We start from the raw sequence: 23,616 nt of genomic DNA, 5'->3' as shown, positions 1-23,616 counted from the left end.
CATGGAATATTCGACGATTCGGTTTCATCCCGGGCCGCGCGTTGCCAGTATCGTTCTCGATCGGCCTCCATTGAATGTGATCAATCTTCAGATGCTGGACGAGCTGAACGCCGCTTGGTCGGAAGTCGAGGATTTGAAAGCCCAGGTCGCTGTTATTTCGGGGGCGGGCGATCGCGGGTTCTCGGCCGGCGTCGATGTTGCCGATCACGCGCCTGCCCGGATTGAAAGCGCTCTGGAGAAGTTTCACCATTTCATCCTCCGGATGCGTAAATCGGACTGCATCAGCATCGCCGCGATTCACGGCCACACGCTCGGCGGCGGAGCCGAACTGGCGATGATGTGCGATCTAATTGTCGCGGCGGATAACGCGCAAATCGGCCAGCCCGAGATCGGACTGGGTTGCTATCCTCCGGTTGCGGTCGCCTATTTGCCGGGTGCGATCGGGTTCCACCGCGCCTCGGAGATGATCCTGCTCGGCGAACCCGTCGGCGCCGCCGCCGCCGAACGTTTCGGCCTCGTCAATAAGGTTGTCGCGCGCGAGCGGATGACCGAAACCATAGACTCCTACGTCGACAAGCTTCTCATGAAGAGCTCTGCTGCTCTTGCCTTAGCGAAACGCGCCCTTCGCGAAGGCGCCGGCCGCCATTTCGAAAGCGCGCTGGACCGCGCGCACGAGCTTTATGTGCGCGACCTCATCCGGACAGAAGATATGGCGGAGGGGATGACGGCATTCCTTGAGAAGCGGCCTCCCCAGTGGAAGAACAAATAGACCGCACCTACACAGAAAAGTCATTCATCTGTCATAGAAAATACATACGGCGTCTAAGAAAATGCAGTTTTCATTTGTTTCCCGGAGGTCGACATTATGAAAACGCTAATAAAGGTTGTTGCCTTTACGATACTGGCACAGAGCATTGGGATTCCGGCGTCAGCGCAGGGCAACCGGTTTGCGCAGACCATTCTTGTTGCCAACGATCCGGCTCTTAAGCCCAAGATGGTGGACAAGACGATGCTCAATGCCTGGGGGATCGCCGTCCGTCCGCCGGGCGCGGGCGGCCATTTCTGGATCAACAACGCCAAAACCGGTAATTCGGTGGAATACATTGGGGACGTCGAGGGCAATCCCCTGCATCAGGATGGCTTAAAGAGCGTGACGCTCGATACGCCTGGGTTTACCGATCACGGATTTGCGACCGTCACCGGCCTGGCTTATAACGCAGCCAGCGACATACCGGGACAGCCCATCGAATTCCCGGTCTCCGGGCCGGCGCTCAACTATTCCACCAACCCGCCCCAACCCATTTCCGGGGGAACATCCGGGGCGGCTAAATTTGCTTTCGTCACGGAAGATGGCGCCATCAATGCCTGGCGCTTGAGTACCGCAGTCTCTATGACCAGCGCGCCGGTGATCATCGACTATTCCAAGACGGGCCACTACCCCTACAAGGCCAACTGCGTTTTCAGCGGCGCGGCGATGACCGTTAATGTTTACAACACTCCGGCCTACACCCGTGCGGGAGGAAACCTCCTGTTCGCAACGGATTTCCGGAATAATGCCATCCAGGTATTTAATAATCAGTGGCGGGACATCACCTCGTCCTTTCACTTCCAGACGCCTAAAGACGTTGGCGGACTGCACGTATACAACATTGCCGGCATAGCCGGCCATTTGTATGTGGCTTACGCCATGTTTAATCCCGACGGAGATGAAGGGATGGAACAGAAGGACGGCCCGGGCAACGGTCATGTCGTCGAATATAATGAGGATGGCACTCTGGTGAAGGATTTCAAAGACCAGGGAAAGCTCAACTCCCCTTGGGGCATGGCGATTGCGCCGTCCGCCTTCGGCAAATTCGGCGGTGACCTCCTGGTGTCCAATTTCGGTGACGGAACCATTGCCGCCTTCGATCCCAAAACCGGCAACTTCACAGGCAACCTGAGAGACGAGCGTGGCGATGTGATCAAGATCGACGGGATATGGGGATTGGTGTTCGGCAATGGCGTCAGCCTCGGCGATGCGAATTCGCTCTACTTCACGGCGGGTCCAAACAGCGAGTCCGATGGTGAATTCGGAAAACTGACGGTGCTGCCCGCGTCCCGTCAACGCTGACCGGGTCCGATGCCTGAAGGCATCGGACCCGGAGGGAACAGGTCAGTACGAGGAATGAATCAGAACGCCGAGCACTGCCCCTGTTGGTTCCTGGCTGTATCACCTCCGCCTTGGATGGAGGAATTCTGCTGGCATTGCAGGTTGTTCTTCACTTTGTTGTTGTACACCTGAATCTGGCTGGAGTTGTTGTCGACCTGCATATTTCCATTGACGACGTTTCCGGGGCAACTCGCGAAAGTACTCGTGGCAAGCACTGTCGGGCCGCCAATCACGGCCGCGCCGGCGTTGTTCTGATACTGCAGGTTGCCGCCGATCGAGGCGCCGCACACCAGATTGAGGATTGCGCTGCCACCCGGCAGGCCATTAGCCTGGAGGTTGCCCTGGATGACGGTGCCGGATCCGATCGAGAAGGAGCCGCCGTTGAATTGCGCGTTTCCGCCAACCGTGCTGTTCGTGACCGTAACATCGCCGCTCGAAACCTGCAGGTTGCCGCCGATACGCGAGCCGTTGGTCAGGAATAACGTGCCGCCGTTCACCATGACGTTGCCGTTCACGACCGCGCCTTGACTGAGGGTTATGGACTGACCCGCAGAAATAGTGAGGTTTCCCTTGACGTTGACGTTGTCATCCGAGATGACGCCCGGATTGAACAGGTCTGACAGATCGGTGGCGTTCGCTGCATCGCCGATAGCCGGTCCCACACCGAAGATTTCCTGCATGGTGAGCAAGTCCGAAGAATGCGTGTAAACCACCGGGCTTCCGTAGGGGAGGCCGTTCACGTTGGCATGAGCGTCCGCGGAGATGACGATCTCGGCCAGCGTGTGCTGGAAGTCGTTCTGGGACGGTGTGTCGCCTGCGCCTGCGGGTTCGGTTTCGTCCGTCCAGATAATAATCACGCCGTGATCCCTGTATGCCTGTGATGCCATGATCATGGGAACCAACTGTTTCAGGAAGTCGTCGCCCTGCTTGATCTGGAGCCCGTCGCCGGTGAACCCTGCAATCACTTCCGTGCCCTTAATGGGTGCGCTGGCGCTGAGCGCCGTGTGCATGTCGTTGTACTGGTTCGGCGTAATCCAGTTGTAGTCGGCCACCGTATTACTGGCAAGATCGAACTGCAACTGTTGCAAAGGCGCGTGGCTCTGGGACAGCGGGTTGCTGGGACCAAAATTGGGGCCGCCGTTCGTATCTGTGAAGTAGGCCATGGGATTGTGTTTGGTCGCATAGTTGTACTGGCTTGATCCGTTATAAGCATTGAAGCCAGAAACAAAATTTCCGGAGAAGCTGGTCGCAGGAACGGTCCAACTTGCCCGGGGCAGAGGGGTGTTGGTGAGCATCCCGGGCATATTCGTCATGCCGGTCGTAAGCAGGTCCGCGTCTTCCTGGTACGATCTCCATGTCCTGCCGGCGACCTGTAGAAAACCGCTCAAGTGCCGTACCGTATTCTGATTCGTCCCGCCACTGCTCGCGAAGGGATCGTTATCGTTAAGAACGCCGAAGTTGGTGCCGGCTTCGGCCCACAGATAGTTGGGCTCCGATGGATGAATCGAAGGATTGTTTCCGGTTGGAGTGGCCAGGGCGTTGTAGTAGGCCTTGGCATAGGAGGTCTGCTGGCTGATGTTAACGGTTGCGCCATTAATCACCGCTGTGGCCGTCCCATTCACGAGACTGTAGATGAACGGCGCGTTGATGGGATTGTTAAAGACCGGCTGGATCCCGCCGGGGTTGCTGACCGGCTGCGTCCAGTTGTGATTCTCCAGGGCAATCACGAAGACCTTCTTGATATCGGAGGCGGAAGCCTTCAGGCTGCCCAACGTTCCAACGAGGAACAACGCACACAAGCGTATGTAGAATCGGTTTTGCACCATTGAAACTCCTGATTTTTAGATTAGCGGAGTCTGAAAAACCCCGCCTCCGTTGAATAACAAGTGTGTGTAACAGAAGAGTGACAGTGATGTGACGGATCTACGACTTTCCTGGCTATTGGAAATTCGAAATTGGAGGTTGGAAATTGGAGATCCGGGATGGCACACCGGCGTCAATATGCGTAATAACCTTCCTTCGTCTGAAGGCGAAGCGTCCAAAATTGTCGCGAGACGACAAAGTGATTGGCCCCTTCTTTCTTTTCAAATTAAAGTCGTCAGGATCCCGCTTTTCGAACATCAGAGCCTCACGCCTTCTCAGGTCCAAGAATGCGGCCGATGGCCAACGATAACCGTCTCCAGCGCGAAGTCTCCTCGGCGAGATGATGGCGGCCGGTTTTGGTCAATTTGTAAAAGTGGGCCGCGCCGGTTGAGACTCCCCACTCCGCCGCAATCCATTTCCGTTCTTCAAGGCGTTGCAGTGCGGGATAGAGCGCTCCATGTTCCACCAGTAATTCATTGTCGGAGTTCTCCTGAATCGCCCGCGCGACACCTTGGCCATGCTGAGGGCCGAGGACCAGCGTGCGGAGTATTAAAAGATCGAGAGTCCCTGGAGAAGAGTTAAGCGGTCTCGGTCTTGGGTAGTCATATCACCCAGTTATTGCTGCTTATGGGTAAGGCATCAACCTGAGATCTTTTTTCAGCGCGGAATACCTATCATTCTTCACCGACTGGAGCGATCCGTTGGTTCGAAGGAGTGAGGGTAGAGCATTCATCAGCGGATCGATGTCCGCCATGTCCATGAGCGCCATGTTGCAAAGCACCGCGTCGAACGAAGAAGCAGCTCCGAGTCCAAGCAACTCTGCGCGATTTGTCGCGTCGATGACGCGATAGTCGATATGGTCTGGCAGCCCCGCTTCTTCGCGAGTTGAATCAGCGCTTCTGAGAAATCAAAAGCAGTGATTGCTCGCGCCGGCGTTTGCCAGCCGCCGTGAGGTCACTCCGTTTCCGCATGCCACACCCAGCAGGCGTTCGCCCGACCGCGGCCGCAACAACCTTTCTACAGCCGGCCACACCAGCAGATTGAGAAAGTCGTTTCCTTCAGCCATCCCAGAACTCCGCATTGGCGTTCCAGGCCCGCTGAACGTGTGAATTCTGCTCCTGAATTGGTCTCATGATCGGCACTCCCCAGCCGAACGCGGGAAACAGCCGCAAATTCCGCTGATTCCACGGATTAATTGGCGGAATTGGCAAATTAATCCGCGTCAAGCATGTCAGCGTTGTGGCTCACAAAAGCCAAAAAATGAGCTACAAATGAATTAGCGCTCATCGGTGAGCCACAAAACGTTTGGGTAATAGAATGCAACTCCTTTGCCCGTGGCACGGGGATCCTTGTCCGACGGAGTATCTTGAATTTGACGGAAATCGAAATGTAGTGATGAGATCCAATCGCATATCCCACCTTGAGAACAAGTCCTGCCGCCACTTCGACGATGGTGACAATCTGGGCGATCCGTTTTATTCAGCTATAAGACCGTAGTTTTTGTCGGATCGCTTTACCCAAACGAATGGGTCCGCCGTTATCTCGCTGTCTGCGATATCGAAAAAGACCATTTGACCGCTGATTTTTCGGCCATCGCCCTCGACCTGACCGAGGAATGCGATCAGACCGATTCGAGAATGATCCTTGTAATGAAGCGTGCCCGACACCAGGCGGTCGGCAATCTCGGCTGTCAGATCGAGAGTGCGTGGCTCAAGCTTATTTCCACTCATTGGACTCAGGTGGGCGGTGCCACTCAACTTGTGCCCGTGCTGATCGATCCGTAGATCCTGACTTTGCGCCAGTTCCCCATATTTCGAGTCACGTCTCGTATCAGGTTGTAGGAACCACTCGCCGCTGATATCGATTCCACGGTAGACAAGCTGTTCAAACCGTGGCAAAAGGCTGTCTTTAAAGAATACTGTAAAGACCCAGACCAATAGCGCGCTGACAATTCCAGCGATGACGCCAATAATAAGCTCTGATACGACCGTATCCTGTCCAACGGGAAGCAGTGGCCCGAAATGATCAGTCCAATACGTGTATCCGTAAACAAACGCAAGTGCAGCGAAGGCACCGAAACTTATGGTCCTCACCGCACGCGGCGGGCGGAAAAAGCACACGAAGCCGCCGAAAACGATGATGATAATCGGCAAAACTGCGATGTTGAAAATTGCCACTTTCGACATTATACAAGCTGTGACTTATGACTCCTTTCACAGTCCTCCAACTGGAACTGGAGATGCGACGTAGCGAACCGAAGAATCTATAGCTGTGGTACCTAGCCGCCCCGCTCTGAATCTATTGAATGGAAATGTGACCTGGCCTCGCGGCAATTTCGAGTTTCGCGTGACTTTTCGGCTTTCTGGCCGCGGGGGGCTATGTTTACATAATGGCTCTTCTACGCGGAAAACGCTCTGCCGGAACGACGGCGACCCCGCTCAGAGTACCTATCATTCGCCGCGATAGAATGAGTCAGGAGAATTTACAAGCAGGCTGGCGGGTAGATGGGCTATCGAAACAACTCCATTGCACAGCGGACGACATTCGACAGGCATCACTTATCCTTCCTGCATCTGCGCGTCGAATAACGACACCGCGCCGCTTGGACGTGATCGGTTCAGGGTAACGGCAGGACCGGAAACGCGAGTTTTTCGGCCGATGAAGCATCGAAGCATCGAGATCTTCGCGGAGTCATCGGACCGGGCTTACTGCTGGATTGCGAAGCTCTTTACGAAAGCCTTTGCGAACCGATCGCGATCTTCCGGGCTGTACAGTTCCGCGGGCTTGAATTCGCTCAGTTGATTCGCAGCCAACCACTCCGATGTAACGCGAGAAAGGTTGAACATCAAAACGACGTTCAAGGCCACATGGTCCACGCGGCCTCGGCCTCCCTTATCGGAAGGCAGTTCGAGGTAGGCAAAGCCTTTGCGGAGCGGATCTTCAGCTCCGATCGCAGGGTCGGTGATGGAGCCGGACCATTCATAGGTCATCGAACGCCCGTCCTTTGCGAAATGAACGACCTCCGTGGAATCCCATCGGGCGTGCTCCTCGCCGGACGGGGTATAGGCGGTTCCCTCAACCTTGTAGTTATCGGCCTCCGAACTATAGCGGATAGTGAATACGGCGAAGCGATTCGGAAATTCCAGCTTTACGCCTTCACTGCCATGGACACGCTTGACGTCTTGTATCCAAACGCCGGCGAAGAGGGAACGAGGGTCCAGGAACCGCCGGGCTCTCGTGGAATGTTTGGGAAGCCAGATCAGGAGCCATTCGAAGAGCGCGACGACGCCGGTGGTGATGCCGACGGTAAGAAGTTTTCCGGCGGCCGATTCGCCGAACCGGGTCGAGATCAAAATCGCGACGACGACCGCAAAAACCGCATTGGCGGCGCGGAAAAGAATGAAGAGCATAAACGTATCTTATCGTGTACGGATCAATCCGCGGCTGCGGCTTGGACTTTTCCGCCCCATTCCGTCCGCGCCACCTGCCTTAAAATTCTTACATTCCGGATGGCTTCTGACGGCGGCGCGAAACAAATGTGATTCAATTGCGGCATTGTGAATAGAACCTCCAGAGTCTGAATTCCTACCAATTCCTAGCTGAATTCCCCGAGCACGCTCGCTCCTGTTGCGGCGCCATGAATGATTTCCGTGTCGCCGACTCGGCGAAGAGATACGGCTGCCGGAACGGACAGCACTTTCGAGGTCTCGTCAACCACGTGATACCGTACAACGTGGCCGCGCATCGTGCGAATGTATGCATCGTCCAGCCGGAGTTGCTGTCCCGCCTCGACCCTCATAATTGCTGCCTGCTTGGGCTCTGCTTCGTTTGGATAGTAAATGGTCGAAAAAGTCAGGCTTGGAGTCAGTGCATCCTGCCGGCTCGAAGACGGCGGCGTGATCCGGAAACCGTACTCTCCAGCCTCGACTGTGTTGAAGCGGAACTGGCCCAGGTCGTCGGGTTTTCCGGCGGCCAAGAATTTTAATGCCGGACGACCGTCTTCATCAAAACTCCGCCGAAACGGAACGACGACTGCGTTTGGAATCGGACTCCCCATGTCATCGAAAATTCGGCCGGATACGATTGCTGCGGGATACAGGCGAATCGATTCGCGCCGCAATTCACCATCTTCCAAAATGAGAGGTAGCCCGGTGCGTTCGGGCAATTTACGGCCGGCGGCTCTGACCTGCATATATCCCGCGCGCTCGGTGGTGAGAATGTAGCTGCCGGGAGGAATGCCTCCTAAAACGAACCGGCCGTCGAAGTCAGTCACCGCTTCAAGGAACGTGCCCCGCAGGCGAATATTAAGGTTCTGTAGCGGCTGATCTGTAACGGCATCGACGACTGTACCTTGGAGGCGTGCCGGGGGTGCTTGCGGCTCTGCATATGCTGACTGCAACTGAATGCAATTCATAACAGCTATGACACATGTCCAGAAGCTCATCCGGCTCACCTCCGTCACCGTATCTGCTACATCACCGCATATTGATGTTTGTGAACACGAATCTCTACGACTTATAAGTCTGATAAATGCTGTACACAAGAGTTTTTCGCCCATGGCGCGTGGGCCACTTGCCATGATCGCTGCCGCAAGCAATTCAGGATTATTCACGGTTTCGTTTATGTGATTTCGGTAAATTAGATTAATTTTGAAGTAGAGTCTTAGAGTCATGAGCTTACGCCACCGTTATCTGGTCACAACAATTCGAACGCTGCTGGGTTTCGTCATGCTGGCCAGCGGCGTCAGCGGGCTGTTGATGGGCAATTCGACGCAAGGCGTGCCGCCGCAAATGGTAGCGTTCACACAGCTGTTCTGGCAGGCCGGCATTTTTCAGATGGTCAAGGTGACGGAGATCGTTGCCGGCTTCATGCTTCTGTTCGGTATTTTCCCTGCATTGGCGACATTGTTCCTTGCTCCGGACGTGATCGGGATCGTTATTGTTAACGCGCGTTTGATCCCTTCATTCCTGTGGATCGGTGGAATCGTTTTTGTAATGACGGCATACCTGGGATACGCCTACTGGGACAAGTACAAGTCCATCTTCACCCGCCCTTAAGAAACGCCGGTTCCCGCCGGTATAGCCCAGGGAAACGGCTCTGCTGAGCTGAGCCCGGCGCCGTTATCGTATTCGACTATTGGGTTTGAGCGGGATGCACGCTGAATAATCAGCAGTGCTGCTCTCGCGATTCCAATTCTGGAGTTCATTTAGCAGTGCTGCTGACTGGGTTCCAGGGTCGCAATCGGATTAGCAGCGCTCCTGTTTGGGCTCCAGCGTTGCAGCCGGATTAGCGGTGTTGGTGTTGCCGCTCCAGCCTTGCAGCCGATTTAGTAGCACTACTGTTTCGACTCCAGCCTTGGAGTTGAATTAGCAGTGCTGTTGTTTCGGTTCCAGCCTTGGAGCCGGATTAGCAGTACTGCTGTTTGGATTCCAGCCTTGGAGTTGGATGAGCAGCGTTGCTCTTTCGATTGCAGGCCTGGAAATGAGTCAGCAATGCTGCTTCGGCGATTGCAGTGTTGCAAACCGTTTAGCAGTGTTAGTCCCGCATTTGTTGCGTAGCAGCGAAATCTCCCGCGCAGATGAGACGTCCGCAACCTGTAAGTTGCGCACCGCAACCTATAGGTTGCGTTTTTCATCGTCCACCCCGTCGCTCGAATTCGCAAATTGTTGATTTGTAAGGAATGGCGTCCGAACCATCGAATGGCACCGCCCGTGCGATATAGGACCGCGTTCGTTACGGAGTTTAATCGCGGGCTGCGGCCCGCAGAAAGGAGGAAGCCATGACACAGACAATACCGATCAAAGCCTCGCTGGGTTTCAAGCAAACCTCAGCCCAGGATGTCCTGGCGCGTGTAAACGCGGTCCTCGGTGGGGTATTCACGGATAAGGGCGACTACCCGAATCCGCCCATCGATCAGGCGACCCTGAAATCGCAAGCCGACGCACTGTCGGCCGGCATTTCAGCGGCGTTGGACGGCGGCAGGAAAGCCATTGCCGAACGGGAACATCAAAGGGAAGTTGTCAGCAAGTCGTTGCGTCAAATCGGACACTACGTCGAGGAGAACTGCAAAGACGACATGACGATTTTTCTGAAGAGCGGATACAACGCGGTCTCTTCGACGCGGGTTCCGGCTACGCCGTTGTCCGGTTCGTTCCGGAAGATCGTTCCGGGCGCCAACAGCGGCCAGATGCTGGTAACGCTCATGGTCCAGGCGAACGCGCTCAGTTATGTATTGCGCCGGGCGCCGGCCGCTCCGGGCGGAATGCCCGGCACCTGGATCGAACAGCCGGTGGGTACGATACGTCCGCCGGCGCTGGTCAGCGGGTTGACGCCGGGCACGGCCTACGCTTTTCAGGCCCGTGCCGTCACGAAGGCCGGTTATACCGACTGGAGTGAATCCGTCACGCGGATCGCGATCTAGATCCGTTTGACCCTGGCCGCAGATGACGCGGACGACGCCGATGTTTCGGCGAAATCTGCGTCATCTGCGGCTTGCTGCCGCTTCTGTGGCTATTTGTTTTCCAGCGCTGCGAGCACCTCGTCGTAGTGCTGGTCGACCTTTACTTTGGGGAAAATATGCGCGATCTTGCTGTTCTCATCGATGATGAAGGTGGTCCGCTCGATGCCCATATATTTCTTCCCATACATCGACTTTTCTTTCCAGACGCCATAGGCTTCGACCATTTTCTTGTCGTCATCCGCCAGTAACGGGAAATTCAGGTCGAACTTGCTTTTGAATTTCTTGTGCGAGTCGACCGAGTCCGCGCTCACACCCAGCACGACAGCCCCGTGCGATTTGATCTCGTCGATGCCGTCCCGGAAGGCGCAGGCTTCTTTGGTGCACCCGGGCGTATCGTCCTTTGGGTAGAAATAGAGGACGACTTTCTTGCCCTTTAAATCCGACAGTTTGACCTTCTCCCCTTTGTCATTCAGTGCTGTAAAATCCGGAGCTTTCTGGCCTGCCTTGAGATCGCCGCTGGCTGTTTTCGACATGAGGTCTCCTTGGAAAAAACTTCAGATGTGTTAATAGTACCCTTCTTCCGGTCGTTTTGTAGACGAGGAGCAATATGACGGCAGCCGCGAAACGAACCAATGCCCGATCGCTTCCCGAGGGGTTCGAGGAACTCTTCCGCGAACACCACGGTCTTATCTATCGCGCCGCTTACCGGATTACCGGCAACGCCGAAGATGCCGAAGACGTTCTCCAGACGCTTTTTGTGCGGCTGCTGCGGCGCAGCGAACCTCTGGATCTGGAGGCCAATCCCAAAGGCTATCTGCACCGGGCGGCCGTCAACATTGCCCTCGATATCGTTCGCCTCCGCAAGCGGACTGTTCTTCCGGACGAACACACGCCAGGACAGAACAGCCGGCACAACAATGCGGGAATTCTCGAAATGGTCGAAGCGGCCCTTGCCGGGTTATCCCCGAAGCTGGCGGAGATGTTCGTATTGAAACACGTTGAAGGCTATGACAACGGCGAGATCGCCAAAATGATCGGGACCACGCGAGGCGTTGTCGCGGTCCTGCTTTTTCGGGCGCGCGTGCGATTAAAGAAATCGATACGCGGCCAGCTGAAGAAAACGGAGTAAGCCATGCATGAAGATCGGAAAAATCCAAACGTTATATTGGACACGGCGGTCCGCCAGATGCGCGACAGGACGGCGCCGGAAGCTCAAGCCGCCGATTCGGCCGGCCGCGTTCTCGAGCACCTGCGCGCCGAATGCGCGAAAGTTGTGCCGTACCCGGAGGCGGATGGGGCCGGCAGCCATCGTCTTAGCGGTTGCGCGGATTTTCAGGCGTTAATTCCCGGATATGTTTCGTCCAGCCTGACCTCTTCTCGAATGCTTCTGATGGAAGACCATCTTCACGAGTGTGTGTCGTGCCGGAGCGCGCTGGCTGAGTCGCAAAAGCGGGGAGATGCCCCGATTTCGGATGTCGAGACCGCACGAGGCCCCCATTTTCGCTGGCTGGTCCGGGTCGTGGGGCTTGCGGCCATGGCTGCCGTTGTTTTGATCGCATTCCAGATAACTCCCATACACAACCTGTTCTGGCCGATCGACGTTCACGCGATGGTGCAAACCGCCGAAGGCGGTCTCTACACGGCGTCCGGTCCAACGGTGCAGCCTGTTGCGGCCGGACAGCGGATCGAGCGCTCTCAGGTCGTTCGTACGGGTGATGGGGCAAGGGCTGTACTCGACCTTGCCGATGGTTCACGGATCGAAATGGACGCGCACTCGGAATTGTGGCTCGACAGCGCCCGGGACGGCGTTCGCATCAATGTGAATCGCGGAAAGGTCATCGTGACGGCTGCCAAACAACACGGCGGCCACTTATACGCGGCGACCAGGGATGTCGGTGTTTCGGTTGTCGGCACTGTTTTTGAGGTGACTGCCGGAATTCGCGGATCGCGCGTGACGGTCATCGAAGGAGAGGTCCGGGTTCAGCAGGGTGCGACGGCGAAGTCGCTCCGGCCCGGCCAGCAATTTTCGGCGGGCGCGGCCATGGGCGCAGTCACGCCGGCGGAGGAAATCAACTGGAGCCGGGAAGTCGGCACCTACGCGGCGCTCTTGAATGCGGTGCAGGATGCGGCGCAGAACGCCAGCCCGATTGAGACGCGGCACACCTCGGATCTTGTCCCGCTGGTTCCGGGCGATACGGCGGTTTTTGCCTCGCTGCCCAATATTTCACAACCCCTGGCCGCATCCTATGAACTATTCAAACAGCGCGTTGCCCAGAATCCCGAGCTTGCCGGCTGGTGGCAGCAAAAAGGCAATTCTTCGGGTTTGGGGCCGATACTGGACCAGATCGTGAACCGCCTGGCAACCGTCGGCAGCGCTCTTGGCGCTGAAGTGGTCTTTGCATTTCCGGCGAATTCCAAAACGGAAGCTCCGGTATTACTGGCCGATACCGCCAATCCGGACCAGCTGGCTGCACTACTGATCAGCGCCCAGGCCCGCGTTGCGCGCAGCGCCGCGGACGTTCAGACGCTGGCGTCGTCGTCCGGAGTCATCTTTTATGTGGGCGACGGGCTCATGATCGCTTCCACCGACGCAGGCCAGGTTCTGCGCAGCCTGCAATTCCGTTCGCAGCCCTCCGCGAACCCGTTTCTATCCACAGCCCTGTATGGGAAATTGGTGCAGGCGTATAACGATGGCATCACCTGGCTGCTGGCTGCCGATCTACAGTCGCTGGTCGGAGATACACCTTCCGGTGTGAGCCAGTTGCTGGTCGAGCAAAAGAGCGGAGCGGGTGGGGCAGAGTATCGCGCTGCCGTCGGCTTCAATCATCCGCGAACTGGAATTGCGGCGTGGCTTGCCGAACCTGCGCCGATGGGCGCCCTCGAGTTCATTTCACCTGCGGCGTACGGCGTTGCCGGAGCCGTCACCAAGGACGCCGCTTCGATGTTCGATGATGTCGCCGCGGTTCTGCAGAAAAACTTGCAGACCTGGCAGGATTTTCAGAACTATCAGGCGGAACATCGCGTAGATATACGCCGGGACCTCGCGGCGGCCCTGGGAAATGAGTTTTTGATCGCCATCGACGGTCCGGTGCTGCCAACGCCGGGTTGGCGAATTGTAGTGGAAGTCAATGATGCTGCGCGTTTGCAGAATACGATCGAATGGACCATTAATGATATGAATCGCGAAGCGGCCGCCACCGCCCCCACCGCCGCCCGCCAGTTGCCGGTATTGACGCTATCCAGCAGCACCTCGGGCGGGTACACGTTCTATTCCCTCAAGGGCGGAAATCTGCCGGTAGAAATCGATTACACGTATTGGTCCGGTTACATGATTGTGGCTCCGTCGCAGGCCATGCTCCTGGAAGCGATTCAGAATCACGATAACGGCAATTCCATCGCGCGCTCGGCGTCTTTCCGGTCCCAGCTTCCGGCGGACGGACGGGACAATGCATCGGCGTTCATTTATCAAAATGTTCAGGCATTGACCAAATCTGCGAATACACTTCCTTCGCTGGTCGCTTTTTATGGCGAACCCGATCAAATCGTGATGTCGAGCAAGGGCGCGCTCGGCACCAATGTGGGAAGTATTGCCGGGCTGACAGGCATGCTGGATTTCGCAGGATTCAGAAATAGATAACGAATGTCGTTCATCCAACTTGAAGGCCTGACTGTACGGCTCGGCGGCCGCCCGATCCTGAAGGATTTGAGCGGCGCCTTTGCCGGACGGTGCATCGGCCTGCTTGGTCCGAATGGAGCTGGAAAAACGACGCTGCTGCAGACGCTGCTGGGTTTTCATCATCCTTCGGAGGGCACGGCACGCATCTTTGATCTCGATGTCCGTACGCACATCCGGGAACTGCGGCACCAGATCGGATACATGCCGGAAACGGATTCCTACATCGCCGGCATGACCGCCATCCGCTTCATTCGGATGATGGCAGAACTCGCCGGGCTGCCTCCTGAAGCCGCGATGGAGCGCGCGCATGAAACGCTGTTCTATGTGGGCCTTGGCGAAGCGCGGTACCGCAAGCTGGGCACCTTTTCGCTGGGCATGAAACAGATGGCCAAACTGGCCGTCGCGGTTGTTCACGGTCCCCACATGGTGATTCTGGATGAGCCTACCAACGGATTGGATCCGCCGGGCAGGTTGCGCATGATCCGGCTCATCCGGGAAATTCGCGATACGGGCGAGGTCCAGCTGATCATTTCGTCGCACCTTCTGCGGGATATCGAGGAATGCTGCGACGAAGTGATGATCATGAAAGACGGACGTATCGTCAATTACTGCAATCTCGAGGAGCAGCGCCGAACCAACCGGAAGTTCCTTCAGGTTGAAATTCGCGGTGAGAGCCAGGGCTTTCTGCAAGCTATCGAGCAACTGGGGTGCGAGTGCGCGGTGGATTCGCGAACCCATCGCATCAAGATGATCCTGCCGCAGCGCATTGAAATTCGGAATCTCTATGAAGTTGCCGAGGCGCACGCCATTCAGATCCGGCGTCTGGACTACAAGCGTGACTCGTTGCAGGACATCTTCCTCAAATCGATGGAATTGACGGAGCCTTCAAATGGCCGTCTATAAGAGGAACTACAAGAGATTCGAAGGTCCATTGACGGACCAGATGTGGCGATTTACCATCCTGCCTCGCTATTCGTTTCAAACCGTGCTCGAATCGAAACTGATGATCACGTTCTTCAGCTTTTGTTTTCTGCCGCACCTGGTTGCCTTATTACTCATCTACCTGAAATATAACTCCGGCGCGTTAAGCAGCTTGAACCTCGGATTTCTTCAGTTGCTGAAGATCGATGGGAGCTTTTTCCTCGGTCTGTTCACAGCCGAAACCTACTTGTCTCTCTTCCTGGTCACATTTGTCGGCCCTGGTCTGGTTGCGCCCGATCTGGCGAACAATGCGCTGCCGATTTACTTAAGCCGTCCATTTTCGAAACGCGAGTACATCATCGGGAAACTGTCTGTCCTGCTCATTCTGACGTCGCTGATTACCTGGGTACCCGGACTGCTGCTCATTGCCGTTCAAAGCAATGAAGCCGGCCTCTCGTGGTTGGGGGATAACTTGAGAATTCCGGCGGGTGTTCTGGCGGGCTCGTTCATCTGGATTGTGACGATCTCTCTGATCGCGCTGGCTCTTTCAGCCTGGGTCAAGATGCGGCCGGCGGCGATCTTTGCGCTGTTCGGCATTTTCTTTATCACCGGAGCTTTCGGCCGGATGGCCAATACGATCCTGGACCTGGATCCGGCGTTCGGCCTCGTTATTGACTTGAATGCCACGATGAAGACTCTGTGGAGCTGGCTCTTCATCGGTCAAACCACATATGGTCTGACGTCGCTGCGCGGCAGGCTTTCAGATTCTCACGTGCCTGCCTGGGTCAGTCCGCTCGCATTGTTGTTCTTTTGCGTGCTGGCGCTCGGCCTTCTGATCAAAAAGATTCGGGCTTGCGAGGTCGTGCGCTGATGGCGGCTGAAGACCGGTTGATCATTTTTGAGAACGTTTCGAAGTTCTATGGCGAGGTCCTTGGCGTCAATCGGGTGAACGTCTCGATCGAGCCGGGCATTACCAGTCTTGTCGGCCCGAATGGAGCCGGGAAGACGACGCTGATGAATTTGATGACGGGATTGCTTCAGCCTACCAAGGGCAGTATTCGGGTGACCGGCATAAAGCCATCCCAGCCGGAGCTCTTCTATGGAATTGTCGGGTACTGTTCGCAGTTCGATTCTTTTCCGAAGGGCGTGACCGGATACGAACTGATTGCCTCACTGATGGCGGTTCACGGTTATGACCGCCTCACGGCCCGGGAGCGCGCTTCCGCGGTGATCGATAAGGTCGGAATGAAGGATGCCGCGCATCGCCGCATTGCGGGATACAGCAAAGGGATGCGGCAGCGGATCAAATTGGCGCTGGCGATTGCGCACGATCCCAAGGTTCTCGTGCTGGATGAGCCGCTGAACGGGCTCGATCCGATGGCTCGCGCCGAGGTTATCGAAGTGTTTCGCGGCTTTGCGGATATGGGCATGCACGTCGTCATTTCGAGTCATATCCTGCATGAAGTCGATCTGATTTCGGATCGCATTATCATGCTCAGCAGCGGCTATGTCATGGCCGAAGGCGATATTCAGAGCCTGCGCAGCGAGATGGAAGATCATCCCATGCAGATCTTTATCCGATGTGACCATCCGTCTCTGGTTGCCGCCCTGATCTTTCAGCAGGATTCGGTGGTGGAGGTAAAAATTCATGCCGATGGGGGTGGTCTGCTCGTTGCGACACGGAACGCCGACAACTTCTACCGTCTTTTTAATCGGATTGTGCTCGATAACAACATTTCGGTAGAGGCGGTCGCTCCCGCCGATGAGAACGTCCATTCGGTTTACGAATACCTGCTCGGAAACGCAGGAGGACTGACGTCATGATCGGCCACTGGTTGCGGCAGACTCTGGCAGTTGCGCGATTTGAGTTGCGCCGGTTTCTGCTGGCGCGCCGCTGGATCGGGATCTATGTGATGGCTCTGGCGCCGGTACTGCTGATGTACATCCGGTCGCGCATGAGGGTGAGGGACGTGGATGTCATGGCAGACGCTACGCAGAGCTTTTCGTTTCTCTTTGAGCTCTTCATCCTGCAGTTCGGAGTTTTCATCAGTTGCGCTGTTGTGTTTACCCAGGTGTTTCGCGGCGACATTCTCGAAAAGACGCTGCATCTGTACCTCTTGACGCCGGTCCGCCGTGAAATTATTGCAGCCGGCAAATACATTGCCGGGGTTGTCCTGGTTTCGGTCCTGTTTGCGGGTTCCACCGCTGCATCCCTTCTGCTTCGGTATTCGGAGAACGGGGTTTTCAATACATTCTTTTTCGAGGGGCCCGGACTGTTTCACCTCACGCGCTATGTCGCTGTCGCGGTTCTGGCCACGATGGCTTATGGCGCCGTCTTTCTCTTGATCGGCTTGCTCTTCAAAAATCCCGGTCTCCCGATTCTGTTTTTGCTGGGCTGGGAATCTCTCAGCTTTGCGCTCCCTCCGATTCTGCAGAGGATGAGCGTCGTGTATTACCTCCTGCCGATTCTGCCCGTGAAAGTCGATCGTGGACCGTTAGCAATCCTCATCGATCCTGTGTCTCCCCTGATCGGCGTGCCTTTGATTCTTGGTTTCGCGGTTCTTGTGGTTGCCGTTTCGGGTTGGTTCGTACGATCGGTTCAGATCACATACAGCGCCGACTGACCGTATATAATCGTGACAGTGCGTGACACGAAGCGCGTTTCCATCGTGAAAATCGAAGAACGGAAGCCCCGCCGCATCGATGACGACCTGGTGATGGAAGAGCCGCTCGAAATCCGGGTCAACGGCGAGAGTGTATCGGTCACGATGAGAACGCCCGGACACGATTTCGATCTGGCCGTTGGATTTCTCTGGACGGAACAAATCATCAACTCGCGTGAGGAGATCGGGACAATTGCCTACTGTCCGGACGAAGAACAACCGGATCTGAAGAATATCGTCAATGTGGTGCTTGTGGATAGCAGGCGGAAACTCGAATCATCCCGCCGGCTGTGGTCGAACTCCAGCTGCGGCCTTTGTGGTAAAGCCACGCTGGATTCGATTCGGAAGGTATGTAAGCCGGTTTCAAGCACCGTGGTCATCTCTGAAGATGTTCTGTGTTCCCTTCCTGGTCGCCTGCGGGAAGCCCAGGCCAATTTCGAAAGAACCGGCGGAATCCATGCTGCAGGCCTGTTCGACGCGTTAGGGACGCTCAGAATACTTCGCGAGGACATCGGCCGTCACAATGCCGTCGACAAAGTGCTCGGTGCCGCATTGACGGAAGGCCTGGAGGTGAGCGACGCGATTCTTATGGTCAGCGGCCGGCTGGGTTTTGAAATCGCGCAGAAGGCCGTGGCTGCCGGCGTCCCGATTGTCGCGTCGATTTCAGCACCGTCGAGTCTTGCTGTCGAACTTGCAGCGGACTTTAATATGACAGCGGTCGGATTCCTGCGCGGCCGATCGATGAACATATATTCGAATCCGGAACGCATAAGAGGATCAGCATGACGGAACTGAAGGAGATCCGAAACATCACCGTCGTCGGCGCCGGGATTATGGGGCGGGGGATTGCGCATGTGGCGGCTGTTGGAGGATTTCAGACAACCCTCAACGATGTATCCGACGAACTTCTCCAACGGGCCCACGCCAGGATTCAAATCGATCTCGAGAAAGGCGTGGAGATTGGGAAAGTAGCCGCGGCGGATGCTGGCGCTGCGCTCGGCCGGCTGAAGCTGCAACGGGAGATGGGACGCGCCACGAGTGAAGCGGATCTTGTGATTGAAGCCGCGCCGGAAAAGATAGACCTCAAGCTGGACCTGTTCGGGCGTCTCGATCGGACCTGTCCGGACCATACGATTTTCGCGTCAAATACCTCTGCGCTGAGCATTACGGAAATGGCGTCGGCGACGAAAAGGCCGCAACGCTTTATCGGGATGCACTTTTTCAATCCGGTTCACAAAATGAAACTGGTGGAGATCATCCGGGGTCTGGAGACGGGCGACGGCACATTTCAAATCGCCGAGACCGTCTCAAAACAGATGGGTAAGGAAACGGTGGAGGTCCAGGAGTCGCCCGGATTCGTCACCTCGCGTGTAAACGCCCTGATCGGGAATGAAGCGTTCTACATGTTGCAGGAAGGGATTGCCAGCGCCAGAGACATCGATAAAGCGTTAAAGCTCGGTCTCAATCATCCGATGGGACCGTTCGAAATGATCGACCTCGTTGGGCTCGATACCCGTTTGAACATCCTGACGTTCCTTCATCAAACACTGGGCGAAAAGTATCGTCCCTGTCCGTTGCTGGTGAAATACGTCAAGGCCGGGCGGCTCGGCAAAAAAGTCGGTAAAGGGGTGTACGAGTACGGAGTGGAGTAGGCCAGGCAACTAACAACATTGGATCATTGCATCAATTGACGTTTCTTCATTGCTGCACTTGAAGAAATGAAGAAACGTCAATTGATACAATTTGAGATAGGGTTTCCTCCTCTTGGCTAATCCCTATTTTGCAGTACAGACGAAGTTCTTCGCGTCGTCGGTACTGCCGGATCCACTCCACTTTGCGATCTGCGGATATGGACACAGCGGCCGCGTCATATCCACTTGCCCGCCACGATTGCGGGACGCGATGATCTGATTCGGCGCCGTCCCTTTTTCGCGCCATTGTTCGAGCGCGGTAAGGTAATCGGCGCGGTCCGGACCGACACCACCGCCGCAATGCCCGACGCCCGGGAGCAGAAACAGCCGCATCCAGTCCTGAGACTGAGCACCATCGGCTTTGCCGGTCTTTTGTACGACCTTGGAGTAGTAGTCGATCGTATTTTCGGGCGCCGGTCCGGGATCTGCCCAGCCGTGATACAGAAGGAGCTTGCCGCCGCGCGCCTTGAATTTCGCGAGGTCGGGATCATTCGATTCAATGAATCCGGCATTCTTAAGCGCAAGCGCGAGGTCTTTGTCGAGATCGAACGACATCAGATCCCAGTTTGCATCCTGCCGCGCAAGGTATCGCGGCATGTCGCCGAAAAGCGGGTTGAGCGCGACGCCGGGCGCAGGAATCCGCCAGCCCGATTCGAAGCCCGGGGAATGTCCGGGATAAACGAGCTCGCCGGTCCTGGTTTTAACCGGAGCGTAGGCTTTTCTGGCAGACTCGACTTGCGCGGCAGTCAGACAGTCCGGACCATCGCCCTCCTTGCAGATCAGGGAAGCAGGGTCGAACTTGCACGATTGCGGGTCACTGACGATGCCGTCTTTGACTCCGTCTTTCCCATCACAGGCGGCCATCACGCTCTTCGCAAACAGCGCAACCTTTGCCTGGGGCACAAGGTGGGATGGATCTTTCAGCATCTCGACCTGCAACGGTACCTGCGAGGTGTTGAGGTGTACCTGGTTATACACCGGGGCGCCGGCGATGATCGCATCGAAATCTTCGGGATAGCGCTGGGCCTCCATCAATCCCTGCCGCCCGCCCGTCGAGCAGCCCTGGTAGTAGGAGAGCTGCGGCGCACGGCTGTAGAACGCCTGAATGAGAGCCTTGGATTGCACTGTCATTTCATGCATCGACCGGTATCCGAAATCGATAATCTTGTCCGGATGTCCGACCGCAAACGAGGCGCTGCCGCCTTTGTGCCCGGTGTCGTTGGAGGCGGTCGCATAACCTCTGCTCAAAGCCGTTGCCATTGCGCCGGTCTCTATGTTTCCGGCCCATCCACCGTTGCCGACAGCCAGGAATTTCCCGTTCCACCCATCGGCCGGAAGCCACAATTCCATTTCGATATGCGAGTCCGCGGATGGAGTAAGCACTGCGGCGATGCGGCAATGCGCCGGCAGTTGAGGACCGCTCTGCTGTTGTCCTCCACGGCCCTGCGTGCGGTATGGGCCGGCAGGCACGAATTCGACTGAAGTGATTTTCGTGTTCGGGACTGAAACGGTCTTCAAATTGTCGCATGAGCTTTGCTGCGCGAGTATGGCGGCAAACCCCAGAGCCAACGCACTGATCATGGCGCCTCCTGACTGAATTCCATACACTATGCCGATGAACAGTCCCACAGTCAAATTCGGACCGGATCAGCCGTCCCGCACTTCGATTGTCGTGGCGGCGCTGCGCGCCTTCGGTGCGCGCGAGCCGGATCCCAGTGTTCGAAATCCGGACTGGCTCGCGGAACGGTTGGTTAAGCCGGAAGACTTGAGCCTAATCGCGGAGCATCCTATTTCAAGCGCGTTCGGCGAAGACTATCGAAAGGGCCGCGCGAACAGAGAAGTTGCAGGCATGTCGAATCTCTTGCTCGTAAGGACGCGTTTCATCGACGAACACTTGCAACGCGCGCTGGAAAATGGTGCAACCCAGCTCGTCATTCTTGGCGCCGGTTTCGATACACGGGCATATCGATTTGAAAAACTATTGGCGAACAAGCGGGTCATCGAAGTCGACTATCGTTCCACTCAGGAATTAAAGAAACGAAGGTTGCAGGGAGCCATCGGCGCGCTGCCGTCCAATGTCCGTCTGGCTGAAATCGACTTCCGCCGCGACCGGGTTCAGGACGTGCTTGCAAAGGCAGGGTATCGGCGGGAAGAGAAGACTTTCTTCATCTGGGAAGGCGTCAGTATGTACCTTTCGGAGAGCGCGGTGCGCCAGACGCTGCGGACGATTGTTGAGAATTCAGCTTCCGGGAGCTCTCTGGTGATGGATTTTGCCGAGCAGGCGATCATCGACATGCTCGGAAAGTTCAGGCACTTGTCGCAGCACGACTACACCACGCATTGGGGAGAGCCCTGGATCTTCGGAATCCCTGATGAAAGGGAGCGCGAGTTCTTTGCGGAAACGGGATTCGAGGTCCGGGAAATTCTCAGCTTTTTCGGCCAGGATGCGGCTCGCAGGTATTTGACGCGGGCGGACGGGACAAGATTGGGAACGACCCGAGGCGGCCCTCCCCGCCGCTATGCGCTAACGACGACGCTCCGCGTGATCTGGATGTTTTTGACCAGACGCAGCAGGTGGTACGCACTCGCCCTATTGGACGTACCCGAGTAGGCCAGAGCAGGGAACGTAATTGAAGTTGTATCATTTCGACGTTTCTTCATTGCTTCAAGTTGATGCAATGAAGAAACTTGCAGTGATGCAATGATGCAATGGTTCCCGGCCAGGTTTATGCGTAGGTTGAGCCTCCGCAGATGCTGATGGCCTGGCCGGTGATCTTGCCGCCGGTTTCGGCGGCCAAAAATGCAACCAGATCGGCCACTTCCGCCGGTTCGACCATTTCGCCCAGCGGGACGCGGGACATGGCCTCTTTGTAGAACTGTTCGACCGGGATGCCGAGATCTTTCGAAATATCGCGCATTCCCGAGCGCGCCATTTCTGTGTCTGTCCAGCCCGGGCACAGAGCGTTCACAGCGATCTTGCGCGGCGCGAGCTCCAGGGCGAGCGCGCGCGTAAAGCCGATGAGGCCGGTTTTGGCGGTGCAGTAAGCCGTGTAGCCGGGAACGCCGAATTTCCCGAGCACCGACGAAATCATGATGACGCGGCCGCCATCCGGAATATGGGGTGTTGCGGCACGTGTTACAAAATAACTGCCCATCACATTGGTCTGAATGATGTCCAGCCAGGGGGCAGTATCTGCGGCGTCAACCGGAGTAACCGCGGAGATTCCCGCATTGTTGACCACGATGTCGATTTTTCCGAAACGATCGACGATGCGGCGAATACCGGCATCGACATTTTTCTGGTCCCGCACGTCCATGGGAACAATCAGGGAGCGATCCTGCGGGAAATCGTCGATTCCGGTTCGCGCGCACAGGGCCACGCTCGCGCCGCCGTCGTAGAGTTTTCTGGCGATGGCGCGGCCGATTCCTCTGCTCGCGCCGGTTATAATGGCAACCTTATTCATGAACATAGAAGGCAAGGTAGCATTAATCACAGGTTCTGCAAAACGCATTGGGCGGGAGATTGCGCTTGAACTACAACGCAAGGGCGGCCGGGTTGCTGTTCACTATCGCTCGGGTGAAGCGGAAGCCCGGAGTGTGGCCGGAAAATCGGGAGCCATATTCCAGGCGGAACTGACGGACGATCTGGCCCTCGGCAAAATGTTCGGCGGCATCGACGCGGTGTTCGGCGGGCTCGATATTCTTGTCAACAGCGCATCCGTGTTTTCTTCCGCCACCGCGGATGATGCGACTCCGGATCACTGGGATGCGCAAATGAACACGAACGCCAGGGCGCCGTTCTTTATCGCGCAGCATGCGGCAAAGCTGATGCGCCGGAATGGCGCGGGGAAAATTATCAATATTGCGGATGTGGCGGGAGAGGTGATCTGGCCGGGATATTTACCGTATAGCGTCTCGAAGGCCGCGTTGATCGCCGTCAACCGCGGCCTGGCAAAAGCCTACGCGCCGGAAATTCAAGTCAACGCGATCGCGCCGGGTCCGGTCCTGTTCCCCGAGTACTACAGTGAAGAACAGAAAAATTCCGCGGTCGAACGTACCTTGCTCAAGCGGCCCGGCTCACCTCAGGACATTGTGAATGCGGTCGTTTTCCTGATTGAAAACGATTACATCACAGGTGAAATGATTCATGTGGATGGAGGGCGTCACATCCTGTAACCCAACACGGCGTGTGA

The 23,616-nt window shown here is 56.3% G+C and carries 23 protein-coding genes; 14 read left to right on the top strand and 9 right to left on the bottom strand.

Annotated features, from left to right (window positions below; genetic code table 11):
• Nucleotide 1: 1 nt before the first annotated feature.
• Nucleotides 2-769, top strand: coding sequence for an enoyl-CoA hydratase/isomerase family protein (locus VGK48_02990; protein HEY2380127.1), 768 nt, complete (start codon nt 2-4; stop codon nt 767-769).
• A 96-nt stretch (nt 770-865) separates the two neighbouring features.
• Nucleotides 866-2,110 carry a TIGR03118 family protein gene (locus VGK48_02985; GenBank protein ID HEY2380126.1) on the top strand — a complete coding sequence of 415 codons (1,245 nt, stop codon included), beginning with the start codon at nt 866-868 and terminating at the stop codon, nt 2,108-2,110.
• Between the two features lie 59 nt (nt 2,111-2,169).
• Here VGK48_02985 and VGK48_02980 read toward each other — a convergent pair whose 3' ends face one another.
• The 6 genes from VGK48_02980 to VGK48_02955 all read right to left on the bottom strand — a co-directional run bounded on the left by VGK48_02980 (nt 2,170) and on the right by VGK48_02955 (nt 8,684).
• On the bottom strand, nt 2,170-3,975 hold the full coding sequence (locus tag VGK48_02980; GenBank protein ID HEY2380125.1) for an alkaline phosphatase family protein: 1,806 nt from the start codon (nt 3,973-3,975) through the stop codon (nt 2,170-2,172).
• A 302-nt stretch (nt 3,976-4,277) separates the two neighbouring features.
• On the bottom strand, nt 4,278-4,550 hold the full coding sequence (locus VGK48_02975; GenBank protein HEY2380124.1) for a helix-turn-helix transcriptional regulator: 273 nt from the start codon (nt 4,548-4,550) through the stop codon (nt 4,278-4,280).
• Between the two features lie 369 nt (nt 4,551-4,919).
• Nucleotides 4,920-5,078, bottom strand: coding sequence for a hypothetical protein (locus VGK48_02970; GenBank protein HEY2380123.1), 159 nt, complete (start codon nt 5,076-5,078; stop codon nt 4,920-4,922).
• Between the two features lie 409 nt (nt 5,079-5,487).
• Nucleotides 5,488-6,189 (bottom strand): hypothetical protein, encoded by a 702-nt coding sequence (locus tag VGK48_02965; protein ID HEY2380122.1) that lies wholly within the window; start codon nt 6,187-6,189, stop codon nt 5,488-5,490.
• Between the two features lie 528 nt (nt 6,190-6,717).
• The gene (locus VGK48_02960; GenBank protein ID HEY2380121.1) at nt 6,718-7,422 is read right to left on the bottom strand and encodes a hypothetical protein; all 705 of its coding nucleotides are present in this window, start codon (nt 7,420-7,422) and stop codon (nt 6,718-6,720) included.
• Between the two features lie 185 nt (nt 7,423-7,607).
• Nucleotides 7,608-8,684 (bottom strand): carboxypeptidase regulatory-like domain-containing protein, encoded by a 1,077-nt coding sequence (locus VGK48_02955; protein ID HEY2380120.1) that lies wholly within the window; start codon nt 8,682-8,684, stop codon nt 7,608-7,610.
• Here VGK48_02955 and VGK48_02950 point away from each other — a divergent pair.
• Together VGK48_02950 and VGK48_02945 are read left to right on the top strand one after the other, a co-directional pair.
• The gene (locus VGK48_02950; protein ID HEY2380119.1) at nt 8,683-9,069 is read left to right on the top strand and encodes a hypothetical protein; all 387 of its coding nucleotides are present in this window, start codon (nt 8,683-8,685) and stop codon (nt 9,067-9,069) included. The two genes, VGK48_02955 and VGK48_02950, sit on opposite strands and share 2 nt — an antisense overlap.
• Nucleotides 9,070-9,791: 722 nt before the next feature.
• On the top strand, nt 9,792-10,433 hold the full coding sequence (locus VGK48_02945; protein HEY2380118.1) for a fibronectin type III domain-containing protein: 642 nt from the start codon (nt 9,792-9,794) through the stop codon (nt 10,431-10,433).
• Between the two features lie 89 nt (nt 10,434-10,522).
• Here VGK48_02945 and bcp read toward each other — a convergent pair whose 3' ends face one another.
• A complete protein-coding gene (gene bcp, locus VGK48_02940) occupies nt 10,523-11,005 on the bottom strand; it encodes a thioredoxin-dependent thiol peroxidase (GenBank protein HEY2380117.1) in 483 nt (160 codons plus the stop codon).
• A gap of 74 nt (nt 11,006-11,079) precedes the next feature.
• On the opposite strand from bcp, the gene VGK48_02935 reads away from it, so the two are divergent.
• The 8 genes from VGK48_02935 to VGK48_02900 are packed head-to-tail and all read left to right on the top strand — an operon-like array spanning nt 11,080 to nt 19,384.
• Nucleotides 11,080-11,601 (top strand): RNA polymerase sigma factor, encoded by a 522-nt coding sequence (locus VGK48_02935; GenBank protein HEY2380116.1) that lies wholly within the window; start codon nt 11,080-11,082, stop codon nt 11,599-11,601.
• A 3-nt stretch (nt 11,602-11,604) separates the two neighbouring features.
• Entirely contained in the window at nt 11,605-14,109 is a 2,505-nt protein-coding gene (locus tag VGK48_02930; protein HEY2380115.1) for a FecR family protein, read from the top strand.
• Nucleotides 14,110-14,112: 3 nt separating this feature from the next.
• Nucleotides 14,113-15,051: an ABC transporter ATP-binding protein gene (locus VGK48_02925; GenBank protein HEY2380114.1), complete on the top strand. Its 939-nt coding sequence runs from the start codon at nt 14,113-14,115 to the stop codon at nt 15,049-15,051.
• Nucleotides 15,038-15,940, top strand: a complete 903-nt coding sequence (locus tag VGK48_02920; GenBank protein ID HEY2380113.1) for a hypothetical protein — start codon at nt 15,038-15,040, stop codon at nt 15,938-15,940. The genes VGK48_02925 and VGK48_02920 overlap by 14 nt, the downstream gene beginning before the upstream one ends.
• Nucleotides 15,940-16,893, top strand: coding sequence for an ABC transporter ATP-binding protein (locus VGK48_02915; GenBank protein HEY2380112.1), 954 nt, complete (start codon nt 15,940-15,942; stop codon nt 16,891-16,893). The genes VGK48_02920 and VGK48_02915 overlap by 1 nt, the downstream gene beginning before the upstream one ends.
• The gene (locus tag VGK48_02910) at nt 16,890-17,693 is read left to right on the top strand and encodes a hypothetical protein (protein ID HEY2380111.1); all 804 of its coding nucleotides are present in this window, start codon (nt 16,890-16,892) and stop codon (nt 17,691-17,693) included. The genes VGK48_02915 and VGK48_02910 overlap by 4 nt, the downstream gene beginning before the upstream one ends.
• A gap of 18 nt (nt 17,694-17,711) precedes the next feature.
• Entirely contained in the window at nt 17,712-18,518 is an 807-nt protein-coding gene (gene fdhD, locus VGK48_02905) for a formate dehydrogenase accessory sulfurtransferase FdhD (GenBank protein HEY2380110.1), read from the top strand.
• Complete coding sequence (locus VGK48_02900; GenBank protein HEY2380109.1) at nt 18,515-19,384, top strand: 3-hydroxyacyl-CoA dehydrogenase; 870 nt, start codon at nt 18,515-18,517, stop codon at nt 19,382-19,384. Before fdhD ends, VGK48_02900 begins: the two co-directional genes overlap by 4 nt.
• Before the next feature lie 123 nt (nt 19,385-19,507).
• Here the strand turns inward: VGK48_02900 and VGK48_02895 are convergent, their stop codons facing one another.
• Nucleotides 19,508-21,004, bottom strand: a complete 1,497-nt coding sequence (locus VGK48_02895; GenBank protein ID HEY2380108.1) for a tannase/feruloyl esterase family alpha/beta hydrolase — start codon at nt 21,002-21,004, stop codon at nt 19,508-19,510.
• Nucleotides 21,005-21,032: 28 nt separating this feature from the next.
• Here VGK48_02895 and VGK48_02890 point away from each other — a divergent pair, with 28 nt between their 5' ends.
• The gene (locus tag VGK48_02890; GenBank protein ID HEY2380107.1) at nt 21,033-22,034 is read left to right on the top strand and encodes an SAM-dependent methyltransferase; all 1,002 of its coding nucleotides are present in this window, start codon (nt 21,033-21,035) and stop codon (nt 22,032-22,034) included.
• Nucleotides 22,035-22,149: 115 nt separating this feature from the next.
• Here VGK48_02890 and VGK48_02885 read toward each other — a convergent pair whose 3' ends face one another.
• Nucleotides 22,150-22,893, bottom strand: coding sequence for an SDR family NAD(P)-dependent oxidoreductase (locus VGK48_02885; GenBank protein HEY2380106.1), 744 nt, complete (start codon nt 22,891-22,893; stop codon nt 22,150-22,152).
• Between VGK48_02885 and VGK48_02880 the strand changes: the two genes are divergently transcribed.
• Nucleotides 22,886-23,599: an SDR family oxidoreductase gene (locus VGK48_02880; GenBank protein HEY2380105.1), complete on the top strand. Its 714-nt coding sequence runs from the start codon at nt 22,886-22,888 to the stop codon at nt 23,597-23,599. The genes VGK48_02885 and VGK48_02880 overlap by 8 nt on opposite strands.
• The last annotated feature ends 17 nt before the right edge of the window (nt 23,600-23,616 follow it).

It is taken from the genome of Terriglobia bacterium, assembly GCA_036496425.1.
Taxonomy (GTDB): Bacteria; Acidobacteriota; Terriglobia; order 20CM-2-55-15; family 20CM-2-55-15; genus 20CM-2-55-15.
This window is presented reverse-complemented; position numbering and strand designations above follow the sequence as displayed.